The sequence below is a fragment of the Bradyrhizobium sp. WSM4873 genome, from assembly GCF_055811355.1.
On sequence record NZ_JBVVPS010000056.1, the window covers coordinates 1 to 21203 of the forward strand.

The 21203-nt window shown below is 59.8% G+C and carries 15 protein-coding genes, 8 pseudogenes and 1 other annotated feature; of the genes and pseudogenes, 6 read left to right on the forward strand and 17 right to left on the reverse strand.

The window, feature by feature from the left end; all coding sequences use genetic code 11:
• Positions 1 to 152: phage integrase N-terminal SAM-like domain-containing protein (locus AC0L21_RS36205; protein ID WP_473266648.1), on the reverse strand; the 152-nt coding region annotated here is incomplete at its 3' end.
• Between the two features lie 192 nt (positions 153 to 344).
• Positions 345 to 581, reverse strand: a complete 237-nt coding sequence (locus AC0L21_RS36210) for a hypothetical protein (protein ID WP_473266638.1) — start codon at positions 579 to 581, stop codon at positions 345 to 347.
• Between the two features lie 1198 nt (positions 582 to 1779).
• Between AC0L21_RS36210 and AC0L21_RS36215 the strand changes: the two genes are divergently transcribed.
• Complete coding sequence (locus AC0L21_RS36215; protein WP_473266639.1) at positions 1780 to 2124, forward strand: PilZ domain-containing protein; 345 nt, start codon at positions 1780 to 1782, stop codon at positions 2122 to 2124.
• 494 nt (positions 2125 to 2618) lie between these two features.
• Here AC0L21_RS36215 and AC0L21_RS36220 read toward each other — a convergent pair whose 3' ends face one another.
• From AC0L21_RS36220 to AC0L21_RS36255, 8 genes and pseudogenes are all read right to left on the reverse strand, one after another.
• Positions 2619 to 2927, reverse strand: a complete 309-nt coding sequence (locus AC0L21_RS36220; RefSeq protein WP_473256430.1) for a hypothetical protein — start codon at positions 2925 to 2927, stop codon at positions 2619 to 2621.
• Between the two features lie 112 nt (positions 2928 to 3039).
• Positions 3040 to 4211, reverse strand: a pseudogene (locus AC0L21_RS36225) (IS3 family transposase).
• A gap of 378 nt (positions 4212 to 4589) precedes the next feature.
• Complete coding sequence (locus AC0L21_RS36230) at positions 4590 to 4823, reverse strand: hypothetical protein (RefSeq protein ID WP_473256429.1); 234 nt, start codon at positions 4821 to 4823, stop codon at positions 4590 to 4592.
• A 436-nt stretch (positions 4824 to 5259) separates the two neighbouring features.
• Entirely contained in the window at positions 5260 to 6759 is a 1500-nt protein-coding gene (gene ftsZ, locus AC0L21_RS36235; RefSeq protein ID WP_473266641.1) for a cell division protein FtsZ, read from the reverse strand.
• A gap of 496 nt (positions 6760 to 7255) precedes the next feature.
• Complete coding sequence (gene minE, locus AC0L21_RS36240; RefSeq protein WP_473256427.1) at positions 7256 to 7537, reverse strand: cell division topological specificity factor MinE; 282 nt, start codon at positions 7535 to 7537, stop codon at positions 7256 to 7258.
• Positions 7534 to 8349: a septum site-determining protein MinD gene (minD, locus tag AC0L21_RS36245; RefSeq protein ID WP_473256426.1), complete on the reverse strand. Its 816-nt coding sequence runs from the start codon at positions 8347 to 8349 to the stop codon at positions 7534 to 7536. Before minD ends, minE begins: the two co-directional genes overlap by 4 nt.
• A gap of 19 nt (positions 8350 to 8368) precedes the next feature.
• Positions 8369 to 8746: a septum site-determining protein MinC gene (locus AC0L21_RS36250; protein ID WP_473256425.1), complete on the reverse strand. Its 378-nt coding sequence runs from the start codon at positions 8744 to 8746 to the stop codon at positions 8369 to 8371.
• An 867-nt stretch (positions 8747 to 9613) separates the two neighbouring features.
• On the reverse strand, positions 9614 to 9925 hold the full coding sequence (locus tag AC0L21_RS36255; RefSeq protein WP_473256472.1) for a hypothetical protein: 312 nt from the start codon (positions 9923 to 9925) through the stop codon (positions 9614 to 9616).
• Between the two features lie 1189 nt (positions 9926 to 11114).
• Here AC0L21_RS36255 and istA point away from each other — a divergent pair.
• Both istA and AC0L21_RS36265 read left to right on the forward strand, forming a co-directional pair.
• Positions 11115 to 12653: an IS21 family transposase gene (gene istA, locus AC0L21_RS36260; RefSeq protein ID WP_473256471.1), complete on the forward strand. Its 1539-nt coding sequence runs from the start codon at positions 11115 to 11117 to the stop codon at positions 12651 to 12653.
• Positions 12654 to 12717: 64 nt separating this feature from the next.
• Positions 12718 to 13244, forward strand: a pseudogene (locus AC0L21_RS36265) (ATP-binding protein).
• Between the two features lie 6 nt (positions 13245 to 13250).
• On the opposite strand, the gene AC0L21_RS36270 reads toward AC0L21_RS36265, so the two are convergent.
• Positions 13251 to 13547: a PD-(D/E)XK nuclease family protein gene (locus AC0L21_RS36270; RefSeq protein WP_473256422.1), complete on the reverse strand. Its 297-nt coding sequence runs from the start codon at positions 13545 to 13547 to the stop codon at positions 13251 to 13253.
• Positions 13548 to 14002: 455 nt separating this feature from the next.
• On the opposite strand from AC0L21_RS36270, the pseudogene AC0L21_RS36275 reads away from it, so the two are divergent.
• A pseudogene (locus AC0L21_RS36275) lies at positions 14003 to 14937 on the forward strand (IS3 family transposase); the annotation flags it as partial.
• Positions 14287 to 14403 (forward strand) — a sequence feature (AL1L pseudoknot). It overlaps the preceding pseudogene by 117 nt.
• Before the next feature lie 73 nt (positions 14938 to 15010).
• Here AC0L21_RS36275 and AC0L21_RS36280 read toward each other — a convergent pair.
• Positions 15011 to 15154, reverse strand: a pseudogene (locus AC0L21_RS36280) (IS3 family transposase); the annotation flags it as partial.
• Positions 15155 to 15165: 11 nt separating this feature from the next.
• Positions 15166 to 15919: pseudogene (locus AC0L21_RS36285) on the reverse strand (metallophosphoesterase family protein); the annotation flags it as partial.
• A 960-nt stretch (positions 15920 to 16879) separates the two neighbouring features.
• Here AC0L21_RS36285 and AC0L21_RS36290 point away from each other — a divergent pair.
• The gene (locus AC0L21_RS36290; RefSeq protein WP_473266643.1) at positions 16880 to 18370 is read left to right on the forward strand and encodes an SGNH/GDSL hydrolase family protein; all 1491 of its coding nucleotides are present in this window, start codon (positions 16880 to 16882) and stop codon (positions 18368 to 18370) included.
• Positions 18371 to 18498: 128 nt separating this feature from the next.
• Here the strand turns inward: AC0L21_RS36290 and AC0L21_RS36295 are convergent.
• The 4 genes and pseudogenes from AC0L21_RS36295 to AC0L21_RS36310 all read right to left on the reverse strand — a co-directional run.
• Positions 18499 to 19003, reverse strand: a pseudogene (locus AC0L21_RS36295) (IS5 family transposase); the annotation flags it as partial.
• Positions 19004 to 19241: 238 nt separating this feature from the next.
• Positions 19242 to 19397, reverse strand: a complete 156-nt coding sequence (locus AC0L21_RS36300) for a hypothetical protein (RefSeq protein ID WP_473266644.1) — start codon at positions 19395 to 19397, stop codon at positions 19242 to 19244.
• 46 nt (positions 19398 to 19443) lie between these two features.
• Positions 19444 to 19617: pseudogene (locus tag AC0L21_RS36305) on the reverse strand (helix-turn-helix domain-containing protein); the annotation flags it as partial.
• A 23-nt stretch (positions 19618 to 19640) separates the two neighbouring features.
• A pseudogene (locus AC0L21_RS36310) lies at positions 19641 to 20455 on the reverse strand (IS3 family transposase); the annotation flags it as partial.
• A gap of 203 nt (positions 20456 to 20658) precedes the next feature.
• On the opposite strand from AC0L21_RS36310, the gene AC0L21_RS36315 reads away from it, so the two are divergent.
• The coding region (locus tag AC0L21_RS36315) for a helix-turn-helix domain-containing protein (RefSeq protein ID WP_473266646.1) at positions 20659 to 21203 on the forward strand (545 nt) is incomplete at its 3' end.

A 21203-nucleotide genomic window follows, 5' to 3' on the forward strand; every position in this document is an offset into this window, starting at 1 on the left:
ACGTCTTCCAGTTCCAACCGGTCAGGCGATCGGCCGAAATAGCGGCTGAACTTCGAAACCGCGCTGATGTAGGATCGTTGCGTCGCCGGCGACAGATTGCGGACGGTCATGTCTTCGATCATGCGGCGGCGAAGAGGGCTCAAATCGGCCATCTCGATACTCCTGTCTGAGGGGGATGGGCTCCAACACCCACATCCTCTCAGCCAGGAGGCGATCTACGCCACCTTACCCCCCACGCCGCGGCAGCGGCTTCGTTCAATCCCCTTCCGAAGACCCGATTCTCGGCAAACCCGATGACGCCAACGCGCCGTTTCCAGATTCCAAATCAATGACTTGGGAATTCTTCACGGAGGACGCACTAAGTTGCCCCGCCTGGGCAGTCGCACAAGCTTATCGAGGATGTACTGCGGGGCGCCTTCTTTGATCTCTACGCCGTACCCGTAAACCAGCCCGTCGTCGTTGGCGATCTCGTGTATCGTATACTCGATTTCATTTAGTTCATCGGGCGTGAGGTCAAGTGCCGCGGCAATCGCCTCGGCTTCCTCGCGGTCGTACTCATCTTCAAGCTGTCTGCTGCTCATTGTACGCCACCCATTATCCCGAATGCCGTTTCCTAAAGATCCACTTCGTCTGCATCGGCTGCCAGCATATGCTCCAACGCCTTTACATAATGAGTTAGCGGTGAGATTCGATCGCGTATCCTGGGCGGCGCTCGGAGCGACTGTGGCATTTGGCGAGCCTCCAAATTCTCAGCGAGTGGGAATCAGTTCAGGTCTCGGAGGTAATTCAGCATACTGTTGCACGCATTCTCGGCCTCAGCGAAGCTTTGGAGCGGCGAGCCGAGAATCCTGATCGAGCCACGGCTCTGGTCAAGCGGACGCCACGAGGCGACGTAGCCCAACCTTCCGCGGAAGCCACGACCAGTCGGGCTCTGGAAGCTGATCACGAACGAATAGCCGTCGCTGCTCGCACTCCATATTTCCATGTCTTCGAGAGCGCGATGGAATTGCAGGGGCATCAGGCTCCGTTCGCCTGGTCAACCCGAGAACGAAATGCTTTGGTCGAACGACGTGACGGGTCAATACACGGCAGCTCTCGCCGGCAAATTGCGTTTCCTGGTCAAGCCATGGCATAGATCTGGAATTCCCAGCAGCTCAGCCTATCCGGCCCAGCCACCTGCCTCGATCCCGCTTGAAAACTACGAGATGTGAAGGTGTTCAGCGAAACGCAGAAACGCATTCCTTGGCATTGATTTGTCCTATGTTTGTCGTTCGATCAACTGCCTAAGCAGGTAGTTGACTGTGACACGAGCATGCGCTTGATGGCACCCGATTCATGGCCAGCGAGTTCGTCTTCCCAGTTTGGGAGGTTGAATCACAGGCGTTGGTCAAAACGCAACGCCCCCCGACCGGCGGCCCTGTCGGGTGCTCACGAGCGAAACGGACATCAACCATCCGAAAATCCCGATGAGTCCGTCGTAAATGACCCACGGCGGACATTGCAATTGCCGTGTTTGTCCCGTTGGCACCGCAAACCGGACCAGGGATAGCAGCCGTACCAGTTTGCTCAGCCCGAGCGCCGACGCCGCGCCGGTTCTGGCGGCCTAGATGACTCCGTCGGGCTTCGACGCTGTTCTAAGTAGGACCCTGCCCAAATTGGGATGGGCCACGAACGGTAGTTGTCCGGAATTCCCTCAACCTCAGGATTGCTCTAATATACTATCGCGGCGGTTGTTGCATTTCGGAACCTGCGGGAAGCGCCAACAAAGCGGAGGAGCGCGTGAGTCTGGAACGCCAGTACCGAGAGCTAAAGAAGTTGCAAGAAAAGGTCCGTCAATGGGAAGGAAAGACTTGTTCCCGGCGGTCGATTGAAAGGCAGTCGGTGCGGCGAGGTGTTTTTCTCTCAATTCCGGGACACATCACCTCCGAGCCCTGCCTGGTACGTGATCTCTCCAATAGAGGCGCTGGCCTTCAGCTTAATGGACTCACGCTTCTGCCGACCGAGTTTTCGCTTTCCTTCGATGAAGTTCGCACCACCTACCCTTGTCGCCTCATCTGGCGACAAGGAGACTTCATCGGGGTGGCATTCCAAAACACGGGCCTCTATTCGACTGGAGCCAGATAGAAGGTACCTTTTGCGCTAGAATCCCCCTGTTGGTCGCTTCTGGCCGATCGCGACATTTGCTGCGGTTGCACTATGCTGTCGGAAGTTGCTCTTTGCCAGTGGACAGCCGTTAGTTCGATAGCAATTTGCTCGTTGTTTCAGACGTGAGATTTCCTTATGCGCGATTGGCAACTGCCGTTTTCTCAAGTGTGCTTGGATTTTACCTCAAAGCGCGAACGAAGTTCCTGCCGCCGATTACTGTCATGCGCTGTGAATTTGACCGGTGCGTGATGCTGCTCTGCATCTGCACAGCCGTCCTGATCGAGGCGTGGCTTGTTTTCTGGCTCACGGCAGTCCAGCGTCTCGCCTCGGCATGCTGCCCGTGCTGGGGGTAGTTCGAGACACGATCGGGATGATGCTACGGCGCCTCTATTACAGCCGACTGGAACTCTTGCAGGAGGGGGCTGAACGGATTATCGAGCTACTAGGGGCTCACCGAGTAAAGGGTAGGCCCGCTACCCCGCGTTTCTCGAAGGATCGAAGTCTTCGAGCATGGACTTGCGATCCGCACGATCCGGGGCAAGGTGGTCGATAGCAGACTGCGCTACGCTCTTCGCCACGCGCACAAAGATCAATATTTGTTCGTTGGCGCAGCGATCCTTGCGACTATCGCACTGGTCTTGGACCATCAAGGCGTGTTTGTGCAGTATCATAGCCTGCAAGGGCACGTCGACAGATTTACTAAAGCGATGATAACTGCTTCGATTATCTCTTTGTACTCGGTAGTTCATCTGTGAGAGCAACTCCACCGATTGAATGGTCATTGCATTACGATGCAAGTTGAGATTTGCGACCGCGAACCTGAAATGGACCCGCGGAACGGGACCACGTGAGCCGATTTGTTAGTTGAAACTGACCGCTCCTGATCACTTTCTATCACGCTGCCAGAGACTCTGTCTGCTGCTGTTGCTGTGGGCATGTGCTCAACGCGTCAGCGTTGTCCACCATGTCCACAGCCTTCGCGGTGCGCATCCGCTCGCGCCAGACCGCCATCGGCGCGCGATAGCCGAGCGCCTGATGAAGGCGGCGATTGTTGTAGAAGGCGATCCAGTTTGCGATCCCTGCTTTGGCCTCGCGGCCGTCGGCATAGCCCTTGAGATAGATATCCTCATGCTTAAGCGACCGCCACAGCCGCTCGATGAAGACGTTGTCCATCCAGCGGCCGCGGCCATCCATCGAGATCTTGATCCCTGCGCCCGCCAGCGCGCCGGTGAAGGCCGTGCTGGTGAACTGGCTGCCCTGGTCGGTGTTGAAAATCTCCGGCGTGCCGTACTTCGCCAGCGCCTCTTCCAAAGCCGCCACGCCAGAACCGCACGGCTCGCCCAGTCGATGATCGCGACGAGATAGAGAAAGCCGCGCCCGATGGGCAGATACCTGATGTCGGCCGCCCACGCCTGGTTCGGCCGGTCGATTGTCATGTTGCGCAGCAGATAGGGATAGATCTTGTGGCCCGGCGCCGGCTTTGTCGTGTTCGGCTTCGGTCCCAGCGCCGCGATGCCCATCTTGCGCATCAACCGCTGCACACGCTTGCGATTGACCTGAAGCCCCTCAGTCTTCAGCATCGCGATCATTCGCCGCGAGCCCAGGAATGGCCAGGCGGTGAACAGCTCGTCGAGCCGCTGCATCAGGGCGAGGTCGTTGTCGTTAGCCGGCCGTGGCGGCCACCCCAGAGCGCGCGATGCCAAGCAACATGCATTGCCGGCGGATCGACAGCGCCTGGTCGGCGCGATCGAGCATTTCTCGACGGTCCGGTGTGCTCATCTTCCGGACCTCCGTGCTAAAAAATCGCGATCCACCGTCAATTGCCCAATCTTGGCGTGCAGCTTGTCGATCTCGCGTTCGCGCGTTTCCTCGCTCTCCCGCCCAACACCCGCGTCAAAGGCCCGCGCCGCCTGTTCCAGAAGTTGTTTCTTCCACGCATAGATCTGGTTCGGGTGCACCTCATAGCATTGAGCCAGCTCGGTCACCGTCGCCTGCTCCCGCACCGCCTCCAGCGCAATCTTCGCCTTCAGTGCCGCGTCGATTTTCCGTCTCGTCTTCTTCGTCATCATGCCCTCCGTCTATCAAACGGAGCGGCCCTTTTCCAACTTAGCCTCCGGTCCCAAACCGGGGTCTATTTCAGGTAACAGGGTTCTTTTTTAAAAGGATCGGGGAACTGCGACTGCCTCAAATCAAATGCAAGAATGCGCCTCAAAGTTGTTGACGTGTCAAGGACGTTGGGCCGAGGCGTTCCATACGCGAGGAGACTCCGCGCCAGTTCTTTGAAATGCTGTCCTTCGCGGTCATCGACTGCGCATGTGTGCTGATATCGGCAAGCAGCTATGGTGGGTTCAAGGTGGCGTGTTGAGGTATCCGCGGCCACTACGACCAACAATGCGACGCTGAGGATTGCCCATTTCCAGGATCCGCACAGCTCGGAAAAGCGGTCAGTTCCGCTCAGGACCTTCAGTGAGAGGCACCACGTTGTCCATGTGGACCGGAGCTGAGCGTGTGCTTTGCCGCTTCACGACCTGTTCAAGCACAAGAGCCTCTATTGCGAGCTCATCTGCCAAGCGTCGGAAGAGTTCGTGCTTTTGCGGGTCGCTTGCTCGGCTGCTCATAACGGCCAAATCCGCAGCATCGGCGCGGAGCTTGTTCAATTTTTCCATGAGGTCTTTCATCTTGTCGCCAGATCCTAAATCCACTTCACCCCCCCCCGGCGCTCTACTCTCATCTCTTGATTCCAAGCCTCTGCATCTTAACAACCACCGCGCGAATTGCTGTAATCGCCTCGCAACAGTCGCGCCTAGAGAAATGTTCGAACCGAACGTCGCGTCAGGTTGCGGCCTTGCAGATCACCCCAGCGCTTCATACTGTCTCACACCAGAGATGGACATGCATGAGGAGCGGCGCATCCAGATCGAGCAGGAGCTTCGCAGGGCCGCTAGCGTAATCGTGGTCGGCATCGCTGGCGATATCCCGAGCGGCACGGGCGCTCCATTGGATCGCTAAATTCAGGAGAGCGATCGCGCTCCAGTCTCGACGCCCGTTCTCTATTGTGGAAAATCGCGAAGCAGTAACGTGGCATAGTCACGGCCCTCGTCTTTTTGGTCGCGGTCATGCCCGCCCACACCTTGGCGGTTCCTCGCCTGTCAGAAACGACAGGGTCCGTGCGACAGTGGCGCTAGCACACGGGCTCGCGGTTGCCGCCCCTCGCAGCAACACCTCTCGCGTTCGACACATTCTGAGGCAGCAAGTCTTACGTATTGAATTTCGATAGCTACCTCTGGTAGTTTCCATTTTTAGCCGAGCTATTTTCTGTGAAGCGTCCTGAGAGGCGAGTTGCGTCCGCTCAGCTGGCCTTGCGGCGGAGGAAGGCCGGGATGGCGAGAACGTCTTCATCGATAAAATATCGCGCAGGAGAGGAGCGGCCGTACGATCGAGACCTTCCGGAGCCGCATCGCGCGCATGTTCCGCATTCGGGTCTGCCGGCCGCCCTACCGGGTGGTTGGCCGCTGGGAGAGCCGGCGGATTCTCTAAGTGCCGCGGCAGCGGTGCGTTACGCTCGATGCGGCCGGCGATGTGACGGCTGACGTTGCGTAGCCTGCCGGCGAGTTCTGTGAGTAAGCTCTCCGCCGGTTGCGTCTGGCAATTCGGATCGGGATTATCGATGCCGGTCGCCACCACCGAAACGCGGACCACACCTTCGAGGCTTTCATCAAAACACGCGCCGACGATGATGTTGGCGTCCGAGTCGGCTTCTTCGCGAATGCGGGTAGCGGCTTCGTCAACCTCGAACAACGACAGGTCCTTGCCGCCGGTGATGGAGATTATGAGGCCACTAGCGCGCTTGATCGAGGGATTCTCGATCAAGGGATTGGAGATCGCGGCCACAGCAGCATTGAGCACGCGCTTCTCGCCCGAAGCCTCGCCTCTGCCCATCATCGCCTTGCCCTTCTCGCGCATTATAGCGAGAACGTCGGCAAAATCGAGATTGATCAAACCTTCCTTGACGATAAGGTCGCTGATGCAAGCCACACCTGAATAAAGCACCTGATCGGCCAGAGCGAAGGCATTGGTGAACGTGGTCTTCTCGTTGGCAATCCGAAACAGGTTTTGGTTCGGGATGATCAGTAGAGTGTCCACGACCTTGAGCAACTCTGCGATGCCTGCGTCGGCAAGGCGCATCCGGCGTTGGCCCTCGAAGTGGAATGGCTTAGTGACTACACCGATGGTAAGAATGCCAAGCTCGCGTGCGGTCTTGGCGACAATAGGCGCTGCCCCGGTGCCGGTACCGCCGCCCATGCCGGCAGTAACAAATACCATGCGCGCGCCCGTCAAATGGTTACGGATCTCATCGATTGCTTCTTCCGCTGCGGCGCGCCCCACTTCGGGCTGCGAGCCAGCACCAAGGCCTCCGGTTACCTGAGTGCCCATCTGGACGACGCGCCCTGCCATCGACATGGTGAGCGCCTGTGCGTTGGTATTGGCGACGATGAAGTCGACGCCCTGCAGACCGGCCGCGATCATGTTGTTGATGGCGTTACCGCCCGCGCCGCCAACGCCAAATACGACAATGCGCGCCTTCATCTCGCGAATATCTGTGATATTGGTCATGTTTACCTCCCGGTGCTCGACAGGAATGAGGGGCACGATTTGCTACCTGCATGCGCCTTGCGGTCTGCTTACACTATGTCGCGGTTAGATGCTCCCAGTCGGCTCGCGACTTTTCCATCTGTCAGTCGAACCGGCAACTCGGCCCCGGTCGGCAGCGCCGCCACCTCACCTTCAACCCTTGCCGTCGTCTCCTTAGTTGCCATCATCTCGGCAGTCGCCCAAAACCTACGTCCCCTGGCGAGCGAACGAGAGCCTTTAGCGAGATTTTAAGGCGGGTAGCTAGAGCGGCATATGTCAGCATCTCAACCGACATCGGCTGTTCTCCCAGAGCGAACCGGACGGCAATCGACTGATCCTGACCGGGCGATAACCGCAGGCTAAGTTAGGTTGGTTATGACTCCAGGGGCCACGTCACTCCTAAAGCGAGCAATTTCAGACGTTTTCGCGGTTCTTTTGATCTGAACCTCGGCCAGCGATTGCGCTGGGCTGCCGGCGATCATTTAGCCGCGGTCGCGACTGATCTCTCGACACGGTTAGGTACCGCAATATCGACTTCAAGCGTCGACACGTGCCCGCCCCTGTTCATCTTGACGGTGATCTTTTCTGGATCGACCACGATATGCCGCGATACCACAGCAAGGATCTCCGCCCGCAGCAATCCCAGCAAATCAGGCTGGCCGCGCAAACCGCGTTCGTGCGCCAAAAGGATCTGCAACCGCTCCCGTGCAACAGGCGCGGAAGCAGTACGGCCACCAATGAGCCTTAGCAAATTGATCATGCGGCCCTCCGTCCGAGTAAACGATTCATCAAGCTTTTGCGCTCGCCTGGCACGATCATCGTGACGTTCTCACCCATCAGTCGACGCACCGCGTCTGTGTAAGCTCGGGCCGGCGCACTGGCGGCGTTGTTCAGAGTAACCGGGGACCCAACGTTCGACGCTAATAGAACCTCCCGGCTCTCCGGAATGATTCCGAGCAGCGGCGTCGCGAGAATTTCAAGAATATCGTCGATGCTGAGCATTTCGCCACGCGATGCGCGCGCTGAATCATACCGGGTAATCAGTAGATGTTTCTCTACTCGTTCGCCCCGCTCGGCCTTGACTGTCTTTGAATCAAGCATCCCAATGATACGGTCGGAGTCGCGCACCGATGAAACTTCGGGATTGGTTACGATGACCGCCTCATCGGCATAGCGCATCGCGAGCAACGCCCCTCGCTCGATACCCGCCGGGCTGTCGCAGAGAATCCAGTCAAATTTGGTCCGCAGGTCAGCGATAATATTTCCAACCCCTTCGTCGGTCAGGGCATCCTTGTCCCTGGTCTGCGATGCAGGAAGCAACCACAATGTTTCTATTCGTTTATCGCGAATGAGTGCCTGCGAGAGCTTTGCAACGCCCTGCACCACATTAATGAGGTCAAACACGACCCGTCGTTCCGCCCCCATTATAAGGTCGAGATTCCGCAGACCCACGTCAAAGTCGATGACGACAACTTTTTCGCCCCTTTGCGCCAGCGCCACACCGAGCGCAGCTGTTGACGTCGTCTTACCGACGCCGCCCTTGCCAGACGTCACAACCAGAACTTTGGCCATTGTTATCTCCCGAACCGAATCAGCTTAACGGCGTTATCTTTATGCTAGTGTCTTCCAAACACGCCTGTGCTTGACGATTGCACAAGGGGACGTCTATTTCTTGCGCGGCCTGGTAGTAGCCGTTGACGGCCAACCACTCGGCTTGAATCTTTTGACAGAACATCCGCTGTGGCGTTGCCGCTGGACCCGCCATCTCACGGCCGCGAAGCAGTCCGTAAAGATGAATAGACTCGCCGGCGACGATCTCTGCACCTGTGGCGACCGAACCCAGCACACGGGCTGCGTTTATGTTTTCCAGCCGGGCTGCGATCGGAACGACCGGGCAAAGGATGAACGCGACGTAAGAACGGCTGCGCGTCCGAAAAGATTGACGTGTTGCCTTCGCAATCCCATCCATCGCGGTCGGCTCATAGTTCTTATTGAATGGTTAAGGATCGCCGGTCTTGGTTAATAGTTGGTTAATGCGTTGGCGGCGATGAAAGGTTTTACTTTCGGTGCGTTAAGGTGACGAAGTTGCTTCGCGTATGAATGGCCTCCACTGCCCTAATTTCTCAGCTTTTGGCGGATAGCCGTCGTAGCCACATGCGGAGAGCCTGAAGGCACAAGGCACGGCCGACGATCGTCCGAAGCGTCGTCTCGGTTCTGGCATTGGGGTTTGCCTTCTCGGCGCCCTCTGTAACCGAGATACGGTAAGCAGGGGCGAAGGCGCTCACAATATTGTTTTGTGATCTGGCAGGGCCATTCGTTTGTCATGGCTCGGTGATCGGCGCGGCCTCCCAACGGGATGCATCTTCGAGATGGCTGATCTTTATCAGGACCGAACTTTCCTACCGGCGCGGACCATGATCGCAGTGCGAATCCGTATGTGCGCGGCGAGAGCGAACCGCTACCGGAACTGGCGCAGCTGATCGGGCAGATCGATCTGTTCGGCACTCCGGCTAAACCTCCGTTCCGCTGCCGTGGCGGCTATGTCCGCCCGCAATACGCCCTCGCGGGGGAAGAAGAGGCCGACGCCGCGATTGGGGCGCTCACCCCTTAGCATTCAAGGAAGTGGGAATTGCCGTTGGACAAATGGTATCAGGCGGCGCGCGCGGGATGTGCTATATTATTTTTTGATTGTCTCCGCGCCGGGATGCGGGGTGCGGCTGGGAAGCCTGAATTAACAGGAGGGAGGGTAGACCCACCCCGCAATCATTTGCCCCGAAAGAAAAATCCAACCTATTTGCGGTCGCTAGTGAAATGGACCCGGTTTTGGGACCAGAGGCTAAGTTAGAAAAGGGCCGCTCCGTTTGAGATGACGCGATATGAACGAAGCTGCTCCAACACCTATCCCCTGTCCGACTGCCGCGAGCAGGACTATGATGGGCAAGGTCATGCTGACAGCTGCGATCGCTTGGGCGCCGAGTGCGCCAACGAAGATCGCGTTGACGACCTGCTGCAAGGCGCGACTCGACAAACCAACAACAGATGGAAAGGCGAGCCGCAGGATAAGGCTCGGGAGATTTTGGTCCGCTAGATCGATGCTCTCCTTTTTCTTTGACACCACATTTGTGTTCACTCTCGCCAGCGATTCCATACTTTGTTCACTCATAGCTGAAGGTGTCGGGGGGCTTTTCCGAATTCGCGGATTGTGTGCAACAGCTCCCGTTGCAACACTATGCAAACATCTCGGCTCACCTCATAGGCGACCTGGGTTGGATTATACTTCGTATCGATCTGTAGCCGGCCGGCTTGATCTGCGACATCGAACCAGAAGAGGTTATTAACAGCTGCTTCATCCATGTCTTCGCCGGACCACAGTGGAGCAAGATCGTTGCCTAGGAGGCGGCGTGGAAAATGGCGCTGCAAACCGGGGCGATAATTCACGCCAATCCTTGGAGAGGGTAGAGTCACTGGCGCAAACTCTCCGCGTCGGGAAGCCAGACAGCAGCAAGAGCCCGCGAGCCAAGAGACCTGCCGTGACAACAAGGTGCGCGACATCAAATCGGAAGGGAGGGCGACATCAGCAAATGGCCCTTCCACACGGCTCGGAGGGATGATGTTCGGCCATTCCCTGGCGCAGGTGTGCCATATGTTCGCTGATTTCCGGACGGAGGGGCACCACCATGATTGCGTCCAGCGCATCCTCATCCTGATGGACGCCGGGAGGCAGCCAGGGCCGCGGCGCGGCTCGCTCGCGTGACCTATGCTGTGCCATGCTCGAATGCTCGTCCGCCAGAGGCCTTGATGAACTGAGTGTCATGATGCCAAAATATGCCCAGAGTCAGGCCAGCTCCACCGCATCAACGGCTGCGGCGGCAAAGCCGAGGACAATTGTCCAGACGGTTCTTGCCGAATGCTTGCGTTCGCAAAGTGACGCCCGGCTCAGCCGTCATGATGCCGCTTTTGACCCCAGAGCTGTGAATTTAGAGCGCATGATCGGTAGGACGTGAGCTGGATGGATGTCGGCTCGACGTTTCATCGAAGGATGAGCGTTCTGCAAGCAGCGGAAAGCACGGTTTGAGATTGCAAGGTGTCTTGTTCCGCTAGATGTCGCTCAAGAAGTCTACGCACGGCAGGATGGTTAGCAATGCGCGTTCCAGCCGATCGTGATCACCGATTCCAGGCCATCGTGATCACCCATTCCAGAGCATCGTGATCACCATTTCCAGCCGATCGTGATCGCTATTTCCAGCGATCGCGATCGGGGGCAACCAGGAGGCGCGCACCGCTGACGGTCTGCAACCCGGGTAGCTTGGTCTTTTGCCTAACCGCAGAGGATCGAGATGCCGACCGAGAGACCGTCCATGCGCCACATTCGTGAAGTTCTACGTCTGCACTACAGCGTCGGCATGTCGCAACGCGCCGTTGCCCGCAGCCTGGGCCTGGCCCAAGGCACGGTCAGCAAGTACCTGAATCGAACCCGCCGGGCTGGCCTGACCTGGCCGTTGCCGCCGGAGCTGGATGACGATCTCCGGCTCGAGAACCGCCTGTATCCACCACCCTCCGATCGGCCCAGCGACGAGCGTCCGCAGCCCGATTGGGCGCTCGTGCATCGCGAGCTGCGGCGCCCGAACGTCACGCTGATGCTGTTGTGGGAGGAGTATTGCGACGCAAGCTCCGACAGCTTCAGCTATTCGTGGTTCTGCGAACGCTACAAGGAATGGGCCGGCCGCCTCAAGCCGACCCTTCGCCAGCTCCATGTCGCCGGCGAGAAGCTGTTCGTCGACTATTCCGGCCATACGATGGAGGTGGTTGACGGGCTCAGCGGCGAGGTGCGCAGCATGCAGATCTTCGTCGCCGTGCTCGGCGCCTCGAACTACACCTATGCCGAAGCCAGCCTCAGCCAGAGCCTGCCGGACTGGATCGCCTCGCACGTTCGGGCATTCTCCTATTTCGGCGGCGTGGCCCGGCAGACGGTGAGCGACAATCTGAAGGCCGGCATCACCCGGGCCTGCTTTCACGAACCGATGGTCAACCGGACCTATGCCGATCTCGCCCGCCATTACCGCACCGCCATCGTTCCGGCACGGCCGTATCGGCCAAGGGACAAAGCCAAGGTCGAAGTCGGGGTCCAAATCGTCGGTCGATGGATTCTGGCGCGCTTGCGCAACCGTCGCTTCTTCTCGCTCGCCGCCCTCAATGAGGCGATCCACGCGCTTCTTGCCGAGCTGAACGATCGACCTCTCCGGAGCTGGGGGCGAAGTCGGCGCGAACTGTTCGAGGAGCTGGATCATCCGGCGCTCACCCCCTTGCCGGATGAACTATACGAGTATGCCGAGTGGAAGCGCTGCCGGGTCAACCTCGATTATCACGTCGAGATCGCCAAGCATTACTACAGCGGTCCTCACAACCTCGTTCATCAGGAGGTTGAGGCCCGCATCACCCAAAAGACCGTCGAGATATTTCTCCGCGGCAAGCGGGTGGCGTCGCATCTGCGCAGCACGTTGCCGCATCGCCCGACCACGATTCCCGAGCATATGCCGAGTTCGCATCGCCGCTATCGCGACTGGACCCATGAGCGCATTCGTTCCGAAGCCACCAAGGTCGGCCCCGATGCGGAGACGCTGATCGACGTCATCCTGCGGTCGCGGCCGCATCCAGAACAGGGCTTCCGCTCCGCGATCGGCATTCTCGGGCTGGTCAAGCGCTACGGCCAAGAACGCGTCGGCGCCGCCTGCGCCCGGGCCCTGCTGCTCAACGCCCGTTCCTACAAATCGGTCGCCGCGATCCTCAAGAACGGCACCGACAGAACTGCTCTTCCCGCCGAGGAGGCGCCCATCCTCTTCCACGCCAACATCCGCGGCCGCAATTACGACAATTGATGAGGAGATCAGCATGCTCATTCACCCCACCGTCGATCGCTTGCGCGCCCTCGGCCTCGCCGCCATGGCCGATACCTTCGTCGAACTGCAGAACAATCCCGAGGCGGCCGAGATGCCGCACGCCGATTGGCTCGGCCTCCTGGTCGATCGCGAGGTCACCGCCCGCGACAACCGCCGCCTCACGCGCCGCTTGACCAGTGCCAAGCTCCGTCAAGCCGCCGCCATCGAGAACGTCGACTATCGCACCGCCCGTGGTCTCGATCGTTCGCTCTTCAGAACCTTGGCACCTGCCAATGGATCCGCGACAGCAACCACCTGGTCATTGTCGCCCCAACCGGCACCGGCAAGTCCTGGCTTGCCTGTGCGCTCGGCAACAAAGCCTGCCGCGACGGCTTCTCCGTCCTCTACAAGCGAACATCCCGCCTGTTCGCCGATCTCGCCCAGGCACGCGGCGAGGGCCGTCTGGCGCGCCTGATCGCCGCGCTCGAGCGCGTCAATCTCCTCATCCTCGACGACTGGGGACCCAAACCGCTCACCGCCGACCAGCGCCGTGATCTGCTCGAGATCGTCGACATCGGGGCGTTGGCTTGATGGTTATCAGGCCATGACTGGCCGCCGATATGGGTTACTGTAGTTGCTCTCCGCTTGCCGGGCGTAAAGGACGCGCTGCAGTTCAGCGCCGCCAGCAATGAATCTGTCAGCAGCATTCTCCGGCCGCTCACCTGTCTTGTAATCGGTCACCCGGACAGCGACGCCGCCGGCGCGCAGGTCAACGCGGGCGATTTTTCCGCGAATGGCGACCGCCGTACCGGGCACATCGACGCGCAACGCAGGGTCCCACGGCCAATCCGGATTTTTAGGCTCTGGCGGATTGGCGTGCTCGCTGAACGGCACCTAGATCCAGCTGCGCGTGCCGCTCTCGGTGAATGTCTCGTTCGTCAAGCCGGCCAGCTTAAACCTCGGAGAGATGCACTTGAGCGCGCTTTTGGCTAATAGCATGCAATGCTTAATCGAACACGTGCGTGAACCAAGTCGCCTAATCTTGGCATGGCAGGCGCCGGACCATTTTGGGGAACGCTTCCGTTGGGCTGTAGGCGTGGTCACACCTTCGCAGGACTACCACTCTTTTCATTATGTGAAGGGCGATGAATTTGCCGCAATTAACCAAATGCGAACCCCAAGGGAGCTCTCGTCGCTAGGTTATCGCGGTTTCACCGTGTTCGGGCCAAACGAATTCATCGGGTACACAAAGAGCGTTCTCTCTCCTTTTCTCCGGCTGCTTCCTCCAAGATCGCGAACTGAACCGCCCCGGGTTTGCCGGAGGCTCTAACTCCTGAGAGGATGGAGCCATGACAAGCAAGACGACGAATAAGTTTTCATCTGAGGTCCGGGCGCGTGCGGTTCGGATGGTTCTGGAACACGCCGGCGAGCATCCGTCGCGCTGGGCGGCAGTTACGTCAATCGCAGCCAAGATCGGGTGCACGCCGCAGACGCTGCACGACTGGGTCAAGAAGGCCGAGGTCGATAGCGGGCAGCGGGCCGGCGTTCCGAACGACACGGCCGAGAAGCTGAAGGCCTTGGAACGGGAGAACCGCGAGCTTCGGCAGGCCAACGAGATCCTGCGCAAGGCAAGCGCTTATTTTGCGATGGCGGAGCTCGACCGCCGGTCCAAGCCATGATCGCCTTCATCGACGATCATCGTGGGGCGCATGGGGTCGAGCCGATCTGCAAGGTCTTGCCGATCGCCCCCTCGACCTACCACGCCCATGTGGCCAAGCGACGCGATCCCGCCAGGCTGTCGGCGCGCGCCAGGCAGGATGTCAGGCTGAAGATCGAGGTCCGGCGCGTCTTCGATCAGAACTTCCGCGTCTACGGCGTGCGCAAGGTCTGGCGGCAGCTCAAGCGCGAAGGCTTCGATGTTGCCCGTTGCACGGTGTCGCGACGGATGCGGGACATGGGTTTGCAAGGGGGCATCCGCGGCAAACCCGTCAAGACCACGATCAGCGACAAGGCCGCGCCATGCCCGCTGGATCACGTCAACCGCCAGTTCAAGGCGGCAACGCCGAATGTTCTCTGGCTCTCCGACTTCACCTATGTCGCGACCTGGACCGGCTTCGTCTACGTTGCCTTTGTGATCGACGCCTATGCCCGCAGGATCGTGGGCTGGCGAGCCTCGCGCACGGCGCATGCAGGCTTCGTGCTCGATGCGCTGGAGCAGGCGCTGCATGATCGACGGCCGGTCCATCGCGGCGGGCTCGTGCACCACAGCGACAGGGGCAGCCAAGGCTTAATCCAGTTTGAAGAGAGCTGGTCCGGGTTGTCTGAATGACGCCCCGGGTTTGTCGGAGGCCATTTGTTGCCGCCATGGCCGGTTCTTCCAAGGTGTAGTAGCGTTGCTCGGCTTCGGCCGGCGGGATGTTGCCGATGGGTTCCAGGAGCGGTCGGTTGTTGATGCAGTCCACCCATTCCAGCGTTGCGAACTCGACGAGCTCGAAGCTGCGCAGCGCCCGCGCCGATCGAAATGCGCGACGCTGGTGATGCGTTCCTCGATGTGAATCGAACGATCGTCGGCGATGGTCACGAGGGTCACCGATTTTGAACCTGCCTCGTTGATGTCGCGCCCTGCGGCATACCGGGCATTATGATCGCGCTTGCGCCCTCCACCGCCGAACGTTTGTGCACATGGCCGAGGGTCCAACAGTTGAAGCCAGTAGTTTGGAGGTCCGCGACGCTGCATGGCGCGGAGCGGTCGGGGCCCGGGGCGCCGCCTAGACTCGTGTGCATGATGCCTATATTGACGGCTCCCTCGACGACCGGGCGAAACCGTCCAAGGAGGCTCTCCGGGGCGTGCGGCTGCGCAAAGCTCAGCCCGTGGACAACAACGGGGACTTGCCCTGGGGCGCGATCAATATCAATTGCTTCTGCTCGCCCGCCAAAGATCTCCACGGAATCGGGCAGTACCAATTCTTTAGTGGTCTTTGACAGCGCGCTGTGATTGCCGCGGATGAAAGGTGCGGATGCCAGCCTGATCGAGGCGCGGGATCTGCTCGGCCAGGAAGCGAGCCGTCTTCGTTGAGGTCTGATCGCCGTCGCAGAGATCGCCGGCGATCAGCAGCGCGCCGACCTGCTCGTCCAGGTAACAGTTAACGACCCGGACGAAGGCGCGCCATTGCCGAGCAGCTCCGCCAGACCGGAATGGCGCAGCGCCAGCAAGCGCAGCGGCGAATCAACTGGATATCCGAGGCATGGACGAAGCGATACGTCAACCTCTCCCATCCTATGTTCGGGTCCCCGCGCATGTGTTGGGACCTTACACGCTAGTCAATCGGCGTGATATGGAAATACCCGAGCGAAGTCGGTTTACCAGCAATAATCACGAACGACCAGTTATCTCTCGGAGGATGGGCATGACTGACGAGCCAATAGACGACGTCTTTGGACTGGGCAAAGAAGCTCTCGTCGTGGAAGCAGGAGGCGCTGTGGCGGCTCGCTATCTGTAACTACCTCAGGGAGGGGGACGCCGACGAATTGCTCGCTATGGTCAAGACGGCTGCGGGCTTCAGTCTCGCGAGCCCCCCTCCGGGCGCGGTCCCGTTCGCCAAGGTCCACTTCGGGGGCGAGATGCACCAGCCCATCATCTTGAAAGACATCGCCAACGTCGAAAACATCAACCGGCTCGTTCCAAAGGGGCGCTCTCCTTTTGCCTCCCGAAGCCGCGTGGTGCAACGACCAGTCCTGGTAGTTGTGCCACGGCTTCGCCGGACGATATATCAGACCGTCAGCTTGGGCTGGCCATGCTGAAGTTAGCGGCGCGTGATAGGGACAGCGCTCTACTGCAATCGGGCGCCGAGTCACGTGCCCGCTAACTTCCCTGTTACGTTTTGGGGCGATCGAAGCAGGATAAGTGCTTTTATATCTTCCGCTGCGCGGCGTTCGCGGCTTCCTCGCACAGGAAAATGAGGACAGCTATGATATGTCAGGCTGGTCAATCGGCCCTTTAATTGCGGTTTGTTGTCAAGCTACCATTCTTCCTCTCTCCCGTGACACGCCGGCAGCGATTGCTCCGTCGGAGCTGGTCAGGTTGCGGAGACGGAGCGATCGCGGATGGCGAGACGATTGCCTGGCGGGCTTGGCAATCGACGTCGGTGGCGGCTTCGTCGCGTTAAGTTGATGCCTTCGTACTAGTCTCTGCCGCGGCAGTTCTTCGTCTTGTGCGGTCCACGAGCATGTCAAACAAACTAACAAAACTGCGCATCTTTACCGACAGAGGTCCCCTGATCGCGCTAACCATCGCTCTGGGGACGGTGGTCGGCGTTGTCGGCCCGACATCGGCGCAGTTCTTCAATTTCGGCGGATATCAGCAGCGGCCGCAGCCGCAACGCGGTGGCGGGTTCGGCGGCGGCTGGTTTGGTAACGATATGTTTAAGCCGTCTGCTCCCCAGCCTCGTTGGGATAGGCGGCAACCCTTACCCCCCGCGCGGGAGGATTTTTCGAGGGCGCCCGCGGTCGGAAAGCGCGATACTGTACCGGAGCGCCATGTTCTTGTGCTCGGTGATGCCATGGCGGACTGGCTCGCCTATGGTCTTGAAGACGCCTATGCCGAACAGTCTGACATGGGCGTGATCCGCAGACATAAGACCGTCTCAGGCCTCATCAGATATCAGCCGAAGGGCAATCCGGCCGATTGGGCCGCCGCAGCCAAAGGCATTCTCCCCACCGAAAAAGCAGACGCCATCGTCGTCATGCTCGGACTCGATGACCGGGTCGGGATCCGCGAGCCGCCGGCTGAGAAATCCGACACCAAGCCGTCGCACAAAAAGGTAGACAAGAAGGATGCCAGAGCCAAACCGGAGGGCGGTACGAACGCCGACGCGAAGCCGGATGACAGACTGGTCGATACGGAATTGTCGCCCAATAACGCCGCCGACGCGCCGGCTATCGAACCGGAGAGTAGCACGCGCTCGCCAAACGGTATCTATGAGTATCGCGAGAAACGCTGGATCGAGCTCTACAAAAACAAGATCGAACAGATGATCGGCGTGCTCAAATCTAAGGGGGTGCCGGTGCTGTGGGTTGGCCTGCCGGTGCTACGTGGCGCTAAGGCAACAGCCGACACGCTGTTTCTGGATTCGCTCTATCGCGAGGCGGCCGGCAAGGCCGGCATCACTTATGTCGATGTCTGGGACGGCTTTGTCGATGAAGCCGGCCATTTTATGCAGCGCGGTCCCGACTTCGAAGGCCAGGTCCGTCAGCTGCGCTCCTCCGACGGCGTGTATTTCACCAAGCCCGGCGCCCGCAAGCTTGCGCATTATGTCGAACGCGAAATCAACCGGTTGCTGGCTGCACGTTCCGCGCCGATCGCGCTGCCGACGGAACCGGCATCGCCCGACGTCAATGCGCTGCCGGGTCAACCGGCCCCGCGCCCGCTCGCCGGACCGATCCTTCCCTTGGTGGCCGCCTCTATCGGCACCGATCAATTGCTCGGCGGTCCAGGCGCGCCGGTGGCAATGGATGCGCTAGCAGCACGTGTCTTGGTCAAAGGTGAGCCCTTGTCGGCACCGGCCGGTCGCGCCGACGATTTTGTCTGGCCGCGCCGCGAAGTCGGACGCGAGGGGTCTAAGGATACTCCTATGGCATCGGCATCGCCCGATGATCGCATCCCGGTTTCGGCCCCGGCGCCAATGCTAAAGCAGAAAAAGAATCGCAGCCAAAGGTGAGGCGCTGACGTTTTGGCCCGCAGGTCTCGCTCAGCGGTGCCTCTTCGGGGGCAATCGCATCGGTTTGCACCTGAACCCGTGGGCGTGACAAACGCAGTTCGCACCTGGAGCAACACTAGGGTTCAGACTCAATTGATGCAATAGGCGACGACGGCGGCGAGGTAGACGGCAGCCAAGAACTTTCTGGCAAGTTTGTCGTAGCGAGCAGCGACGCGTCTGAACTCTTTGAGCCGCCAGAAGCAGCCCTCGATAACATTGGTCCTCTATAGGCGCGTTTGCTGAAGCTGTGGAGGGTCACCCTGTTGGACTTGTTCGGAATGACCGGTTTCGCGCCGCGATCAATGATTACGGCGCGAAAGCCATCGGCATCGTAGCCTTTGTCTCCAATGAGGGAAGACATGGGCGGCGCGAGTTTCAAAAGGTCCGGCCCCGCGGCAATATCTGCGGCTTGTCCCGGAGTGAGATGAAATGCCCAAGATTTGCAATCAGGGTCGCTCAGCGCGTGGATTTTCGTGGTTCGCCCGCCGTGCGAGCCGCCGATCGCCTGTTCATGCTTTCCCCTTTTCCGCCGCGCACCGGCCAATGTGCTTTGATCGAGGTGGAGTCGATCGACAAGGTCAGGCCGTCTTTGCCTTCGATCTCGCGTTCGCGCGTTTCGTCGCTCTCCCGCCCCGACACCCGCGTCAAAGGCCCGCGCCGCCTCTTCCAGAAGTTGTTTCTTCCACGCATAGATCTGGTTCGGGTGCACCTCATAGCGCTGAGCCAGCTCGGTGACCCCTCGCCTGCTCCCGCACCGCCTCTGGCGCAATCTTTCCCTTCAGTGCCGCGTCAATTTTCCCTCTCATCTTCTTGTCATCATGCCCTCCGTCTATCAAACGGAGCGGCCCTTTTCCAACTTAGCCTCTGGTCCCAAAACCGGGGTCTGTTTCACGTTCGAGACGCGGGCCACGCTTTTGTTGAGCGGCACTGGCAGCCGACCAATGGCCGATGGTGAAAAGGCAGTAATCGTCTTGCGTTCGCCTTTCATGAGCGATCCGCGAACGCCCGGTGATTTGGTTCGGCCCGCATTTTATCTAGCTATCCAGTTCGGCCAGTGATTCCCGGTCGAGCAGGACCACCTCTCGCTGAGTCTGTCCGTCGAACCGCAGCATCTTTTTATTGCGCAACGACGAGAGCGCGCGCGATACCGTTTCTAGCGTCAGACCAAGATAATCTGCAATGTCGCGGCGCCCCATCGGCAGGCTCATCGCATTGACCTGCCGCTGAACTTTCATCCATTGGCGATTAGAGTCTCGGCGGATGTTACGCCGTTTGGCGCGGGGTGAGCAACGTGCGATCGGCGAAGCTGGTCGGGGTTGCGCAGCCGGTCGCACGTTGCGGTGAGGTTGGCGGAATAGGCCGCGGGTGTCAGATGGCCCAGCGACGAATGCGGGCGGTGGCTATTGTAGCACGCCGCAATCCTGGTTCGGGCGTGATCAAGGCCGAAGAACAGGGTTTCGTTGAGAAGCTCGTCTCGCATCCGGCCGTTGAAGCTTTCACAGAAGCCGTTCTGCATCGGTTTGCCTGGCGCGATAAAGTGCCAGGCAATCTGGTTGTCCTCCGACCAAGTCAGAATGGCGTTGCAGGTGAACTCGGTGCCGTTGTCCGAGACGATCATGCCAGGCTTGCCGCGGCGACCAATCAACGCCGTCAGCTCGCGCGCCACCCGCCGTCCCGGGATCGAAGTATCGGGATCGCCGCCAGGCATTCCCGGGTCACGTCATCGACGATGTTGAGGATCCGGAACCGGCGCCCATTGGCAAACTGGTCATGGACAAAATCCAGCGACCAACGGGCATTCGGCCGGGCCTCGAGCAGGATCGGCGCCCTGGTCCCGATCGCCCGCTTGCGCCCACCACGGCGGCGCACCGTTAGCTTCTCCTCCCGATAGAGCCGGAACAGCTTTTTATGGTTGATCAGATAACCCTCCCGCCTGAGCAGAACATGCAGCCGCCGATAGCCGAAGCGGCGGCGCTCCTGGGCGATCGCCCTCATGCGTTGGCGAAGGCTGGTATCGTCAGCCTGGGTCGTCCGGTATCTCATGGTTGCGGATTCCGATCGATGTCGCCCAGGATTCCGAGATGATCTCGCCCACCATTCCGATTTGAAGTCGCCCACCCGTTCCGAAATGATGTCGCCCACCATTCCGGGATGATGTCGCCCGGGTGACGAGGCCTCTTCTGGCTCCCATAGGGTCAACTCTTTCGGCTTTGCGAAGGGGACCCTGGATGCCGACGGAGAGGCTTGCGATGCGCCGTGTGCGCGATGTGATCAGAATGAAGGCGGCCGGGCTGCCGAGCCGCGAGATTGCGCGACGGGTGGGCGCGGCGCCCTCGACGGTGCGCCTGGCGCTCCGGCGGTTCGAGGCCGCGGGCTTGAGCTGGCCGTTGCCAGACGACGTCACCGACACGGTTCTGGAACTTCGCCTGTTCGCGAAGACCGGCAATGGCAACCGTCAGGGTCACCGCCGCATTGCCGAGCCCGACTGGGCGACCGTGCACCGCGAGCTCAAACGCAAGCACGTGACGCTGTCGATCCTGTGGGAGGAATATATCGCCGCGGAGCCTGGCGGATACCGGTACTCGCGCTTCTGTGAGCTCTACCGCGCCTGGGAAGGCCGTCTGTCGGTGACGATGCGCCAGGCCCATGCGGCCGGCGACAAGTTGTTCGTCGACTATGCCGGCGATGGCGTGCCGGTGGTGGTCGACCGCCTGACCGGTGAGCGCAGAACGGCGCAGATCTTCGTCGCCGTGCTCGGCGCATCGAGCTTCACCTACGCGCAGGCGACGTGGAC